Here is a 13,173-nt window from a genome sequence, read left to right on the forward strand (position 1 = left end):
TGTCGATCCACCCGAGCGACCATGACCCCGCCCCGCACCCCGCCAGTCCCCACGATGGCGGGGCCACAGGCACGTCCGACAGCGTCCAGCGCGGCGCCGATGCTCGCTGGCGCTCGCACCTCGCCCAGCGGAGCGAGCGGACAGGCTGAGGGGTCTCGTGACGGGACTTCGTCCCTCCTCGACCAACGAGCCCACCGAGACTCCGTCGCTCCTCGACCGACGCGGCAGGTGGGTCAGCCCTGGTAGGGCGGGGCGACGCCCCAGCCCCAGCGAGGGGTCGGGGCGTGGGGGGCGGGCTGGGCGCCGGGGCGGGAGTTCTCCATGGCGAGGCGGGTGCCCCACTCGAGGTAGCCGATGATGGCGGCGCGGAACTCCGGATCGGCGGGGAGGTCGGCCTCGTCGGCAGCGAGGCTCATGGTCGCGGCGAAGCGGTGCCGCTGGGCAGGCGTGATGTCGAGACCGAGATGGTGGCGGAGCATCGACTCGTAGCCGCCATGCCGCTCGGTGTACGTCGTCGGCCCGCCGAGCACCTCTGCCCACCAGTCGGCCACGTGGGAGCGGTGGCGCTCAGAGACCCCGCCCGGGAAGAAGCCGGAGAGCTCCTCGTCGGCCTCGACCCGGTCGTAGAAGCGGTCGATCATCCGGCGCAGCGGGTCCAGGCCGCCCGCCCAGTCGTACAGCGTCGGCAGCCCGGGCTCGTCCACTCCACTCATGGACTCCATGGTGACCCGGTCCCCGGACCACCGCACACGACTTTCCGCAGACCTCAGTAACGCAGTCCGCGCCGCCCGAGGGCGGCGGGACGGGAGGCGCCCGCCCACGGCAGGACGGCGTACTGCACGAGGGGTGAGTCGAGGAAGTAGCTCGTCATCCGCCCGATCGTGATGCCGGCGGCGTCGGTGCCCGCGGTGACGGCGACGGTCGTGTGGGCCGGCTGCGTCCACGACACCTGCTCCTGGTCGCGCAGGCGCCCCCTGGCGCCCAGGGCAAACGAGGTGGCCGTGACCGTGGAGGTGTCCACACCGCGTTGCCGGCCGGTGCGCGCAACGACACCGTGGCCGTCCGCGGCGACCGACAGGTCCAAGGTGTCGCCCGGCACGACGGACTGGTCGAGCGAGCTGGCCGCACCCAGCCGGATCGCCGACGGCTGACGCCGCGAGGGGGCCCACGTCGCGAGCCACGGCCGCACCGAGCGCCGGTCGCCCACGGCGAGCCAGCTCGCGGCACCCACGCCTGCCTGCGTGGTCGCGGCCGACACGTCGAGAACGTCACGGCTCCACCGGGCCGGGGACCACGTCCGCGGCTTCCTCGGGGTGCCGGACAGCACGAGGACGCGGTCGGCACGACCGTTGAGCCTCCCGGTGGAGCGGGACTGCACGACGGCGGCGACGATGCGACCGCCCGCCATGTCGATGCGCCCGGGCGCGATCCCTCCGTCCGGGTAGGCCTGCCGGTGGCGCACGGTCCAGCGACCCCGTGCGTCGCTGTAGGTCTCGATGCGCATCCGCCCGCCGAACCAGTAGCCGGGCTCGTCCTCGAACCCCGATCCGCGCAGCGTGACCACGTCGCCGGAGTCGTCGATCGCCGCGACGAGGTCGTCGCCGGTCAGCCCGAGCTCGGGACGTCGGAGGTCACGCCACCCGAGGTCGGCGTGGTAGCTGGTCACGTGGTGCGGACGGCCGTACTGGCTGTTGCTGGCGAAGACGACGTGCTGCCCCTGCGGGGAGTAGTCGAGCGAGGCCAGCGTCCCCTCGGACTGGACGCGCCACACCCACCCGTCGTCGCCGGTCCACACCAGCTCGGCGAGCCGCGTGGGCGGGTCCTCGAACCCCGTCGTCTGCCGGCACTCCACGGCCACGGCGAGGTTGCCCAGCGATGTCACCGCCTCGACCGGGCGGCAGCCCTCGGCGCCCTCGACGGTCATCACCTCGGTGCGCGGGCCGTCGCTGCCGGCGACCACGCGCTGGTCGTAGACGGTCGCCTCGTCCGGCCCCCCGATGCTGATCAGGGCCACGGTCTGCTCGTCCAGCGGGACCGCCAGGGCGTGGTCGCCCGCCTCGCGCGGCGCGCTCCAGTCGGCTGCGACGGCCGTGGTCGGTGCGACGAGGGTCGACACCGCGGCCGCAGCCGCTGCCAGGAGGGAGCACGACCGGCGCACGGCCTACTCCGCGATCTCGAGCGCCCGCAGGGCGACCGCGACGTCGAGGCGCAGGTGGGGATCGGTGGCGACGGGTCCGAGCAGCCGCTGCAGCTTGCCCACGCGGTAGCGCATCGTGTTGTAGTGGAAGAACTGGGCGCGCGCCGCCTCCGCCACGTTGAAGTTGGTGTCGAGCAGCACCTGCAGCGTCTCGCGGAGGTCGGCCGCCTCGGGGGTGCGCTCCGCGAGCGGTCCGAGCACGTCCCTGGCGAACGCCGACAGCTCGGCGCCGTCGGGCACGAGCGCGAGCAGCCGGTGCAGGCCGAGCTGGTCGAAGCGCGTCACCGACCCGCCCCCGTGCACGCGCCGACCGATCTCGACGGCGCGCTGGGCCTGCCGGAAGGCCTCGGGGAGCTCACCGAGGTCGTGCGCGATCCGGCTGACCCCGGCGGAGAACGCGATCCGGCCGCCGCCCCGGTCGCCGCGCACGCCCTCGATCATCCGGTCCACGGCCGCGTGGCCGGCGGCGACGCCCTGCTCCGGGTCGACCGGCACGAGCGTGACCACCTCGCGGCTGAAGGCGACGGAGGCGATGCTGCGGTCCGTGCTGGCGGCCACCTGTCGCCACGCCCCGGCGAAGCGGTCGTGCCAGGCCCGGCGATTCTCGGCCGGGCCCTGAGCGGCGACCGCGTCGGGCTCGAGCACGGCCACGACGACCATCACCGGGCGACCGAGCTGCCAGCCGAAGGCGCGCGCGTGCTCGGCGACGTCATCGTCCTCCTCGCCCGCACGCCCGAGGAACACGTCGCGCAGGAAGTCGCCCTGGTACTTGTTCTCGACCGCGGTGATCGCCTCCACGCGCGTCACCAGCAGCGCGGCCACGATGGCGGCGCGCTCCAGGGCCTGCACGTCGGAGGCGTGGATCGTGCCGTCGGTCCGGAGCGCGACCAGGCGGGCCAGGTCGACACCGGCGGCGACGACGCGTCGGATCAGCGCCTCGCCCTGCCCCACGGCGGTGCCCTGCGGGTCGATCCGCTCCACGCGGACACGGCCGGTGGGATCGAGCAGGTCGGCGGTGGCGAAGGCCTCGCGGTGCACGTCGTCGAGGTGGGCGGCGCGCTCGCGGCCGTCGGTGGAGGTGAACACGACGCCGCAGCCGAGGGCGTCGCTCACGGCCTCCGCGATCGCAGCGAGGTCGCCGCCCTCGAGGACGATGTGCGTGAGCGCGGTGTGGAGCGCGTCGGCGCGCTCGAGCGCGGCGACCCTCTCCGGATCGCTTATCAAGTCTTGGCCCACTTCATGTCCTTCGTTGTCAGGAACTCACATTCGCGAGTGTGCCACGAGCCGTTAGCGTCTGGGGAATGATCCCCGTGGCTGCACCGCTCCGTGTGCAGTCGCGACTCGCCGCCGCGGCCGACGGACCACGGCCCGTCCTGCACGCGAGCACGACGGCGCTCTACGTCGACCTCGACGGATGGTGCCTCGGGCTGGTGTCGGCCACCGCGACGCGCGTGCCCTGCGCCCTGTGGTCCACGCTGCCCGACCTCGCACCGCTGGCCGGGCGCCCCGTGGCCGTCCGGGACGGGACGCTCCTCGTCGGCGACGAGCCGGTCCGGATCGGCCGCGTGGTCGACCCGCGCGCGACCACGGTCGCACCCCGGGCGTCGTACGACCCGGCGACGACGGCGCACGTGACGTCCGACCTGGACCTCCCCGCCGACGGTCGGCTGACGGCCGCCCACGTCGACCGGCTCGTGGGCCGCGGGCCCGGCCTGACGCCGCTCGGCGACGACGTCCTCGCCGGCTGGTTGGCCACGCGCGCCGCGCTGGGTCGTCCGGACCCGACGCTCGCCGACGCTGTCCGCCACCGTCTCGGCGCGACCACCCTGCTCTCGGCCACCCTGCTCGACTGCGCGACCCGCGGCGAGGTGCTCCCCCAGCTCGGTGCGTGGCTGGCCGAGCCCACCACCAGCGCCGTGGGGGCCCTGCTGGCCGTGGGCGCCACGTCGGGCGCGGGCCTCCTCGCCGGCGCGGGCCTGGCCCTGACGTCCCTGACCAGCGACACCGACCGCACCACCCACACAGACACAGACACCGACACCGAACAGGCCTGGAGGGCTGCATGAAGGACCACGTCGAGCTACGGAGCGGCGCCTACGCCGACTCGGTGACCCTGCTCCAGGTGAGCCGGGCGGTGCAGGCCGCGCCCGGCGTGGTGGCCGCCCAGGTGGCGATGGCCACCGGCCTCAACCTCGAGGTGCTCGAGGGGATGGGCTTCGACATCCCCGAGTCCTCCCCCAACGACATGGTCGTCGCGCTCCGCCTCGACGACGACGCCGACGTCGCGACCGCACTGGCCGCCGTCGACGCCGCGCTCGCGCCGACCCGCCCGGCGTCGGGCGACACCACGGTCGCACCGCCGCGCACCACGGGCTCCGCGCTGCGCCGTACGGGTCCGGGCGCGGTCGCGCTCGTCTCCGTCCCGGGCGCCAGCGCCACGGTCGAGGCGATGGACGCGCTCGAGGCCGGCCACGACGTGATGGTCTTCAGCGACAACGTGCCGGTGGCCGAGGAGGTCGCCCTCAAGACGTACGCCGCCTCGCGCGGCGCGCTGGTCATGGGGCCCGACTGCGGCACCGCGGTCATCGACGGCGTCGGCCTCGGCTTCGCCAACGCGGTCCGTCCGGGGCGCATCGGCATCGTCGCCGCGTCCGGCACCGGCTGCCAGCAGCTGCTCGCGCTGCTGCACCACGCCGGCGCCGACCTGGCCGCCCGGGGACACGACGGCGTCGGCGTACGTCACGCCCTCGGCGTGGGCGGGCGCGACCTGTCCGCCGCCGTCGGCGGCACGTCGACGCGGGAGGCGCTGCGTCGCCTCGACGCGGACGCCGACGTCGATCTCGTCGTGGTGGTCTCCAAGCCTCCGGCACCGGAGGTCGCGGAGGCACTCGCGAAGGACGCGGACGCCCTCGACACCCCGGTCGAGCTGGGCCTGCTCGGCCGCGGCCAGCGCGACCTCACGGCCGTCGCCGAGGCCGTGCTCGCACGCCTGGGCCACGAGGCCCCGCAGTGGCCGGTCCACGGCGCCGACAACACCGGCGGAGCCACCGGTCCCCTGCTGCGCGGCCTCTTCGTCGGCGGCACGCTCTGCGACGAGTCGATGCTGATGGCCACCGAGGCACTCGGCCCCATCCGCAGCAACATCCCGCTCTCCGACGACCTCGCCCTCGGCGACGAGCTGCTGGTCGACGACCACACCATGGTCGACTTCGGCGACGACGCGCTCACCCAGGGGCGCGCGCACCCGATGATCGACCCGACCCTGCGCAACGAGCAGCTCGCGCGCGCGGCCGCGGACCCGCAGACCGGCGTGATCCTCCTCGACCTCGTGCTCGGTCACGGCGCGGAGCCCGACCCGGCCGCGCTGCTCGCACCCGCCATCGCGGCGGCCCGCGCGGAGCGGGCGATCCCCGTGGTCGTCAGCCTCGTCGGCACCGACCTCGACCCGCAGGGCCTCGACGCGACCCGCGACGCCCTCGTCGCCGCCGGCGCCGAGGTCCACCTCTCCAACGCGTCGGCCACCCGCCGCGCCCTCGACCTGATCGCCCGCTTCGAAGGAGCCGCCCGATGACCGAGACCACCGTCGTCACCGTCGGCGCCGACATGTTCGCCGACTCCGTGGCCGGCCAGGCCGTCGGCGTCGAGCGCGTCGACTGGCGCCCACCGATGCCCGGCACCGAGCGCGACCTCGCCACCGTCGCCACCGACCCGCGGCGCCCCGAGGCCAACCGGACGGCCGTCGAGGCGATGCTCGGCGTCACCGCCCACCTCGTCGACGTCGCCCCGGCGTCCGAGGTGCTCGGCCTCGAGCCCGGGCAGTTCCTGCACGCCGGCCCCCCGATCGAGTGGGACCGCGCCTCCGGTCCCCTGCGCGGCGCCCTCATGGGTGGCGCCGCGCTGGAGGGGCTGGTGGACGACCCGGAGGACGCCGTCGCCCTCTTCGAGTCGGGCAGCAGCGTGAGCCTCGAGCCGTGCCACCACCGCAGCGCCGTGGGCCCGATGGCCGGCGTCGTCACGCCGTCGATGTGGATGTGGGTCCTCGAGGACCGCGCCACCGGCAGGCGGACGTACTGCTCCCTCAACGAGGGGCTCGGCAAGGTGCTGCGCTACGGCGCCTACGGCCCGGAGGTGCTCACCCGGCTCCGATGGATGGGCGACGTGCTCGGCCCGCTGCTGCAGGCGGCGGTGCGCGGCACGGCAGAGGCGAGCGACGTCACCGGCATCCTCACCCAGATGCTGCAGATGGGCGACGAGGCGCACAACCGCAACCGCGCCGGCACCCTGATGCTGCTGCGCGACCTCTCCCCCGCGATGGTCGGCAGCCTGGAGAAGGGGCCGTTCGACGCCAAGGACGTGAGCGAGGCGCTGCGTTTCATCGGCGGCAACGACCACTTCTTCCTCAACCTCGCGATGCCCGCCTGCAAGCTCGCCCTCGACGCCGGGCGCGACGTCCCGGGCTCGACGATGGTCGTGGCGATGGCCCGCAACGGCACCGACTTCGGCATCCAGGTCTCGGGCACCGGAGACCAGTGGTTCACCGGCCCCGCCCAGGTCGCCGAGGGGCTCTTCCTGGGCGACTACGGTCCCGACGACGCCAACGCCGACATCGGCGACTCGGCGATCACCGAGACCGCCGGCATCGGCGGCTTCGCGATGGCGACCGCTCCTGCGATCGTCCGCCTCGTCGGCGGCACCGTGCCCGACGCCCTGGCCACCACCCGCCGCATGCACGAGATCACCCTCGCGGAGAACCCGCGCTGGTCCGTGCCGGTCCTGGAGTTCCAGGGCACGCCGACAGGCATCGACGTGACCAAGGTGTGCCGCACCGGGATCCTCCCGCAGATCAACACCGGCATGGCCGGACGGGTCGCGGGTGTCGGCCAGGTCGGCGCCGGCCTGGTCACCCCGCCCGCGGAGATCTTCCCGAAGGCACTGGCCGCGCTCGCCGAGGCCGCGCGCTAGGCGGGAGATCGGCCGCGAGGCCTACGCATCGGCGGGGCGCTCGTTGTAGACGCCCGCGAGCTCCTGGCCGGTCAGGTCCGCGATGGCGGTCATGATCCGGTCGGTGAGCTCGCGGCGCGCGCGCCCGGACGGTACGCCGTCGTAGTCCCCCGCGACGGTGATCGGCTCGCCGAAGCGGACGGTGACGTCGACCTTGGCGAGCCGGGGGCGGTTCGAGCCGACGGGCTGGATGTCCTGGGTGCCGACGAGGCCGACCGGGACCACCGGGCAGCCGGCGGTCAGCGCGAGGTGCGCCACCCCGGTGCGCCCGCGGTAGAGCCGCCCGTCGCGCGAGCGGGTGCCCTCGGGGTAGATCCCGAAGGCCTCGCCCTTGCGCAGCACCTCGAGCGCGGTGTCGAGGCTGGCGATCGCGGCCCTGGTGTCGTCGCGGTCGACCGGCAGCATGCCGAGCCCCTCGAACCAGGCCCGCGTGAGCGCCCCCTTCACGCCGGTGCCGGTGAAGTAGTCGGACTTGGCCAGGAAAGCGACCTTGCGCGGCACGACCACCGGGATCACCACGCTGTCGAAGAACGACAGGTGGTTGCTGGCCACGATGACCGGGCCGGTCGTCGGCACGTGGTCCAGTCCCTCGACCTGTGGGCGCCACACGGCACGGGCGACCGGAGGGATGACGCCGTGCGCGACCGTGTAGAGCATGCGGGTCATTGTGCCTGCAACGTCGGGCGCCAGAACGCCCGTCCCAGGTCCACCGACCCGCTCGGCCGCAGCGGCGTGCCCTCCTCGAGGTAGGCCTGGCGCGCCTCGTCGTCGTGCGAAGGCGGCAGCGACCCGTTGGCGCGGACCACGCGCCACCACGCCACCGCACCGCCGTGCTGCGCCATCACGTTGCCGACCAGCCGGGGACCGCCGCGGCCCAGCCGCTCGCCGACCACGTCCGCGATGGCGCCGTACGTCGTCACCCGGCCGCGCGGGACCGACTCGGCGCACTGCAGCACCAGCTCGGCGTAGAGCTCGCGCTCCTCCTCCGTGGTCATGCGGGCTGGGACCGGGTGAGCCGGGCGGTGGCCAGCAGCAGCACGACGGTCGCCCCGCCCGTGACGAGCCACAGCCAGGAGGGCGCCCAACCTGGGTCGAGCTCCCGCACGGCCAGCCACGTGAGCGGCACCGGAACCAGGGCGAGGAGCACCCGGCCGGCCCAGAGCCGGGCCAGGCGACGGTCGACCACGAGGGTCTCGGGCCCGTAGGACAGCAGGAGCGCCGCGACGTGAGCGCCGAGGAGCAGCACGGCGACCACGAGCGCCTTCCAGTCGACGGCGCCGTGCGAGGCCCACCAGCCACCGACGAGCACGAGGGGGACGATCCCCACGGCGTGGTCGACGCTGCGCGCCCACGCGGCTGCGCTCACCGGTACCCCCAGGAGGACCGCCCAGTGCGGCCTCTGCGGCAGCGCCAGACCGAGCGCGACGCACGGCAGCAGGAACACGAGGGCACGCAGCAGGACCACGGGTGCGGTCACGCCGGGACGGAGCATCCTGCGGGCCGAGGCCATCAGGCACGCACCTTGGGCACCTGGCCGCGGCGCGCGAGCTGGCGCAGCACCGTGTCGAGGGTCCCGGGACCGCGCCACGGCACGACCGGGGTGCCGAGCGCGGCGAGGCGCTGGAGCCGGTCGTCGCGTTCCACCTTCTGCATGCGGGCCGCCAGCGAGGGCAGTGCGAGCCGGTCGGCGCCGGCACCGGACATCGCGTCGCCGATCGTGTCGATCACGACGACCGACGCCCCGCTGCGCTGCAGGCTCACGGTCGCGGTGACGAGGGGCGTGAAGAACATCGGCGACAGGACGTGGACGACGCTGCCCGCTCCGGCGCCGAGGTCGAGGCGCTCGGGCGCGACGCTGCGCGCCTCCGTACGCACCCGGGCGAGCGTGCCCTGGAGCCGGTGGAGGTGGCGCGGGCCCGACCCCAGCGGCACCCGGGCGCCGTCGGCGGCCAGCACGAGCAGGCCCACCCGGTCACCCGTGCGGACGTGGTGCTCCGCGAGCGCCGCCGCCGCGCGCACGGTCAGGTCGAGCGTGCTCGACGCCCCGTCGATCCCACCCGAGACCCCGATGTCGCGCAGCCCGTCGACCACGATCCACACGCTCGCGTCCTGCTCGGCGCGCGTCGTGATCACGTGCAGGTCGCCCGTGCGCAGCGAGACCGGCCAGTTGATCCGCTTGAGCCGGTCACCCGCCGCGAAGTGGCGGATGCCCTCGAACTCCGTTCCGCTGCCGATCCGTCGTGACCGGTGCCGGCCGACGAGACCGTCGGGCTGGGGCACCTCCGCCCGGCTGTCGTACGGCGCCGTCTGGGGCAGCACGCTGAAACCGTGCTCGGGCAGGTCGACGGGCCCCCATCGCCACCCGGCCCACGCGGAGGTCAGGGCGACCCGTTCGGCTCCCACAGCGCGGCGGCCCCAGCGTCGCGGGCTGGAGACCACGGTCGGCAGCCCCGCGTCGACCAGGCCGCCCGCAGCCCCGTGCAGGGGCTGGGTCGCCACGTGCGGGGCCGCTGCGGCCACGCGGGTGACGTGCTCGACGCCGGCGAGGTCGTCGACGACCAGCCGCGAGGTCGTGGCCTGCCCCTCGTGCAGGCGGTAGTGGTCGAGGCGCGCCGACACCTTCGGCGCCGTGTGCGGCCGACCGGCGAGTCCCATGGCCGCCAGCACGGCGAACGGCGCAGCCAGCACGACCAGCACCTCCTGCCCGAGCGCGACCCCACCGGTCACTCCCCCGAAGGCGAGCAGGCAGGCCCGGACGAGCGCAGGAGTCGGCCGCCAGGAGATCACCGCTGGGAGCCCCCTCCGGGAGCGTGGGACTCGAGGGTGCGCGGCGTCTCGACCGACGCCAGCACCGCGTCGACGACACGGGCACCGGACGCCTGGGTCATCCAGAGGTCGGGCTTGACCGTGATCCGGTGGGCGAGCACGGCGCGGGAGACGACCTTGACGTCCTCGGGCACGACGTAGTCGCGACCCCGGATCGCGGCCCAGGCCCGTGCCGTCAGCACCAGTCCGAGGCTGCCACGCGGGGACGCACCGGTCAGCACCTCGGAGTGGGAGCGGGTCGCCGCGACCAGCTCGACGCAGTAACGGGCGACGGACTCGTCGACGACCACCCGTTCGACCGCCGCCTGCACCGCGGCCAGGCCCGCGGCGTCTGTCACCTGGGAGATGTCGACCTCCTCGCGCCGACGGTCGAGCCGCCGGCGGAGGACGTCGTACTCCTCCCCGGCCGTGGGGTAGCCGAAGGCGACCCGCAGCAGGAAGCGGTCGAGCTGGGCCTCGGGCAGCGGATAGGTCCCCTCGTACTCCACGGGGTTGGCGGTCGCGAGGACGTGGAACGGGCTGGGCAGCCGGTGCGTCTGGCCCTCGACGGTGACCTGGCCCTCCTGCATCGCCTCGAGCAGCGCGGCCTGCGTCTTGGGCGGCGTGCGGTTGATCTCGTCGGCGAGCAGCAGCCCGGCGAAGATCGGTCCGGGGCGGAAGTCGAACTCGGCGCGGCGCTGGTCGTAGACGTAGGACCCGGTGAGGTCGGCCGGCAGCAGGTCGGGGGTGAACTGGGCGCGGGAGAAGTCCAGCCCGAGCGCACTGGCGAACGACCGGGCGGCGAGCGTCTTGCCCAGGCCCGGGAAGTCCTCGAGCAGCACGTGCCCCTTGGCGAGGATCCCGGCCAGGACCAGGGCCAGCACCTCGCGCTTGCCGACGACGGCCCGACCGACCTCGTCCAGGACGCGCTCGGCGAACTGCGCCACCTCGGCGGGACCAGCCGGTGCGGCTGCGGCGGGGTGGTGATCAGCTTCGGTCACGGGACTCCTCGATTCGGGTCAGGATGCGGTCGATGGCTGCGGGCGGGATCCGGCTCAGGCCGGCGAGCTCGTCCTGGACCTCGGACGCCAGGTCCGGGGAACGGTCCCGTGCCAGCGCGACCAGGCGCTGGGCCAGGGCGTCGGAGGGGTGGTCGGCCTGCTGGTGGCTCGACAGGATGCGGAGGTCGGAGGTGACCTCGTCGACGCGGTCGGGCCGCGGCTCGACCGGGTGCTGCCAGTGGGCCGCTGGGGTGTCCACCGTGTCGATCACGAGGTACGTCATCGTGAGCACCACGACGGCCCACACCGCGTACGGCAACGGCTGGGGGTCGAAGTCGAGCCAGAGGGCGAGGGCGTAGCCGAGGACGGCCAGGACGACGCCGCCACCGACGCGACCGCGCCACCGGTGCGACAGCCCCCTCATGACCGCACCCCCAGGCTTCGCCGGATCGCGTCGAGCGCTCCCATGGCCTCGGCGCGGTGGTCCTCGGTGATCGGGTGGTCGGAGAAACGTGCCTCGCGGTAGAGCTCGGCGAGGCGGGTCACGGGGCCGATGTCGGCGTCCGCGAGGTCGAGGAGCCGCAGGGCGTACTCGGAGGAGGTCTCCGACGGGCGCCGCGGCACGCCGGCGCGGCCACCCTGGACCTCGAAGCGGTGCCATGTCGCGACGATGGCGTTGCGCGCGTCGCCGTCGAGCAGCAGCGCGTCCTGCTCGGCGGCGTCGGCCACCACCTGCTCCGCCACCGCACGTGGCTCCTCGAGGACCCCGAACTCGGCCTCGAGCCGCCGGGCCTCGGGCCTCCTCGAGAAGGCCGCTCGCGCGAGGGCGACGAGCAGCCACCCTGTCCCGGCGGCGAGGACGAGGAGCAGCGTGCCGAGGAAGAGCCAGCCCAGCACCTTGATCCACAGTGGTGGCGGGTGCTGCTCGACCAGGTCGCGGTACTGGCTGATCCCCGCGCCCGGCGGCTCGCAGTAGTTGCGCTCGTTGATGTCGTCGGGGATCTGCTCCGTCGTGGACCCGTCGGCGTTGGTGACCACCGGCAATGGGAGACACGTCTCGGCCGACGTGGTCCCCGGCCCCGGTCGCGGGCCGGGCCCGGTGAAGACCTCGTCGGGTCCGATCAACGTCGCCCACGCGACCAGCACCATGAACAGGCTCGTCCCGGCGACCATCAGCACGGCACGGGCACCCGGCGAAGCCCCGACCGCACGCATGGCGCGAACCCTAGGTGACGGGCTCGCGCCATGCGAGGGGGCGCGCCTGGTGGGGGCAGGCGCTGGGGGGTGGGTCAGTGCAGCGGGCTGAACGGCTCGGTGCCGTGGACGAGCCGGAGGCCGGCGATCCCGCTGTGGGCCTGGGCGTACGCCAGCTCGTGCGCCAGGTCGCCGACACCGTTCGATCCGGCGAGCGGAGCCAGGGCGAGGGTCGAGAGTGTGCCGAGCGCGTTGCCCTCGGCGTCCAGGAACGCGCTGCCGGAGTCGCCCGGCACGCCCGGGGTCACCGTGTAGACCGGGTGCGTCCACCCGCTCGGGTCGGTGCCCAGGCTGGTGCCCTGCTTGGGCGAGAGCTGCTCCACGCCACCGCGCAGGCTGGAGTTGCCGTAGCTGTGGACCGTGTCGCCGGCCGCGGTGCCGGTGGTGTTGAGGCCGACCGGGCCGCCCCAGAACGGGATCGACGGGTTGACCTTGCCGGCGTCCGCGGCGTCGACCTTCACCAGCGCGAGGTCGTTGTAGGCGCAGGTGTCGGCGTCGGTGACGCCGTCGCGCTGCATGGTCAGCCACGACGAGTAGACGAGCGTGCCGCCGCCGACCCGGGTGCCCTCACCGATGAGCGAGCCGCCCTCGACGAAGTCCACCTTCGTGCCGAGCGGCAGGGAGTCGGAGGAGCAGCCGTCGGTGTCGGTCGCCTCACCGAGGCCGGCACAGTGCGCCGCGTAGCCGACGTACGTCGTCCCGGCGGTGTCGGTGTAGACGAAGTTCGCGGTGCACTGGGCACCCTCGGTGTACATCTGCACGCCGGGGTGGATGGTGGCCGTGTCGGCGCGGGCCCAGCTCGTGCGGACCTGCTTCTTGGGCGCCGCCGAGGCCGGGGCACTGGTCGCGGCCGCGGCGGCGAGGCCGGCCGCGGCGGCCAGGGTCAGGAGCTTCGTGGGGGTACGCATGCCCCTC

At 74.4% G+C, this 13,173-nt stretch carries 14 protein-coding genes; 3 read left to right on the top strand and 11 right to left on the bottom strand.

Going from position 1 to position 13,173, the window contains the following annotated elements; translation table 11 throughout:
• Positions 1-233 precede the first annotated feature (233 nt).
• From ASC64_RS17095 to ASC64_RS17105, 3 genes are read right to left on the bottom strand one after another with little or no spacing between them, the layout of a single operon-like run.
• Positions 234-713 carry a group II truncated hemoglobin gene (locus ASC64_RS17095; protein WP_056908997.1) on the bottom strand — a complete coding sequence of 160 codons (480 nt, stop codon included), beginning with the start codon at positions 711-713 and terminating at the stop codon, positions 234-236.
• Between the two features lie 53 nt (positions 714-766).
• A complete protein-coding gene (locus ASC64_RS17100; RefSeq protein WP_056908768.1) occupies positions 767-2,158 on the bottom strand; it encodes a hypothetical protein in 1,392 nt (463 codons plus the stop codon).
• 3 nt (positions 2,159-2,161) lie between these two features.
• Positions 2,162-3,421 (bottom strand): PucR family transcriptional regulator, encoded by a 1,260-nt coding sequence (locus ASC64_RS17105; protein ID WP_056908769.1) that lies wholly within the window; start codon positions 3,419-3,421, stop codon positions 2,162-2,164.
• Between the two features lie 77 nt (positions 3,422-3,498).
• Between ASC64_RS17105 and ASC64_RS17110 the strand changes: the two genes are divergently transcribed.
• Genes ASC64_RS17110 through ASC64_RS17120 form a run of 3 tightly spaced genes read left to right on the top strand, consistent with a single transcriptional unit; the run spans position 3,499 to position 7,159 of the window.
• Positions 3,499-4,263 carry an oxamate carbamoyltransferase subunit AllH family protein gene (locus ASC64_RS17110; RefSeq protein ID WP_056908770.1) on the top strand — a complete coding sequence of 255 codons (765 nt, stop codon included), beginning with the start codon at positions 3,499-3,501 and terminating at the stop codon, positions 4,261-4,263.
• On the top strand, positions 4,260-5,768 hold the full coding sequence (locus ASC64_RS17115; RefSeq protein WP_056908771.1) for an FdrA family protein: 1,509 nt from the start codon (positions 4,260-4,262) through the stop codon (positions 5,766-5,768). Before ASC64_RS17110 ends, ASC64_RS17115 begins: the two co-directional genes overlap by 4 nt.
• A complete protein-coding gene (locus tag ASC64_RS17120; protein ID WP_056908772.1) occupies positions 5,765-7,159 on the top strand; it encodes a DUF1116 domain-containing protein in 1,395 nt (464 codons plus the stop codon). Before ASC64_RS17115 ends, ASC64_RS17120 begins: the two co-directional genes overlap by 4 nt.
• Before the next feature lie 21 nt (positions 7,160-7,180).
• On the opposite strand, the gene ASC64_RS17125 is transcribed toward ASC64_RS17120, so the two are convergent.
• The 8 genes from ASC64_RS17125 to ASC64_RS17160 all read right to left on the bottom strand — a co-directional run bounded on the left by ASC64_RS17125 (position 7,181) and on the right by ASC64_RS17160 (position 13,166).
• Positions 7,181-7,855, bottom strand: a complete 675-nt coding sequence (locus tag ASC64_RS17125) for a lysophospholipid acyltransferase family protein (RefSeq protein WP_056908773.1) — start codon at positions 7,853-7,855, stop codon at positions 7,181-7,183.
• A 5-nt stretch (positions 7,856-7,860) separates the two neighbouring features.
• A complete protein-coding gene (locus ASC64_RS17130) occupies positions 7,861-8,193 on the bottom strand; it encodes an MGMT family protein (RefSeq protein ID WP_056908774.1) in 333 nt (110 codons plus the stop codon).
• Positions 8,190-8,675, bottom strand: coding sequence for a hypothetical protein (locus ASC64_RS17135; RefSeq protein WP_156385261.1), 486 nt, complete (start codon positions 8,673-8,675; stop codon positions 8,190-8,192). The genes ASC64_RS17130 and ASC64_RS17135 overlap by 4 nt, the downstream gene beginning before the upstream one ends.
• Before the next feature lie 32 nt (positions 8,676-8,707).
• Positions 8,708-9,985, bottom strand: a complete 1,278-nt coding sequence (locus tag ASC64_RS17140) for a DUF58 domain-containing protein (RefSeq protein WP_056908776.1) — start codon at positions 9,983-9,985, stop codon at positions 8,708-8,710.
• Positions 9,982-11,004, bottom strand: coding sequence for an AAA family ATPase (locus ASC64_RS17145; RefSeq protein ID WP_056908777.1), 1,023 nt, complete (start codon positions 11,002-11,004; stop codon positions 9,982-9,984). The genes ASC64_RS17140 and ASC64_RS17145 overlap by 4 nt, the downstream gene beginning before the upstream one ends.
• Positions 10,991-11,428 (bottom strand): hypothetical protein, encoded by a 438-nt coding sequence (locus ASC64_RS17150; RefSeq protein WP_056908778.1) that lies wholly within the window; start codon positions 11,426-11,428, stop codon positions 10,991-10,993. Before ASC64_RS17150 ends, ASC64_RS17145 begins: the two co-directional genes overlap by 14 nt.
• Positions 11,425-12,219: a DUF4129 domain-containing protein gene (locus ASC64_RS17155; RefSeq protein ID WP_056908779.1), complete on the bottom strand. Its 795-nt coding sequence runs from the start codon at positions 12,217-12,219 to the stop codon at positions 11,425-11,427. Before ASC64_RS17155 ends, ASC64_RS17150 begins: the two co-directional genes overlap by 4 nt.
• Positions 12,220-12,293: 74 nt before the next feature.
• Positions 12,294-13,166 (bottom strand): hypothetical protein, encoded by an 873-nt coding sequence (locus ASC64_RS17160; protein WP_056908780.1) that lies wholly within the window; start codon positions 13,164-13,166, stop codon positions 12,294-12,296.
• Between the last annotated feature and the right edge of the window lie 7 nt (positions 13,167-13,173).

Source organism: Nocardioides sp. Root122 (assembly GCF_001425025.1).
Lineage (GTDB): Bacteria > Actinomycetota > Actinomycetes > Propionibacteriales > Nocardioidaceae > Nocardioides.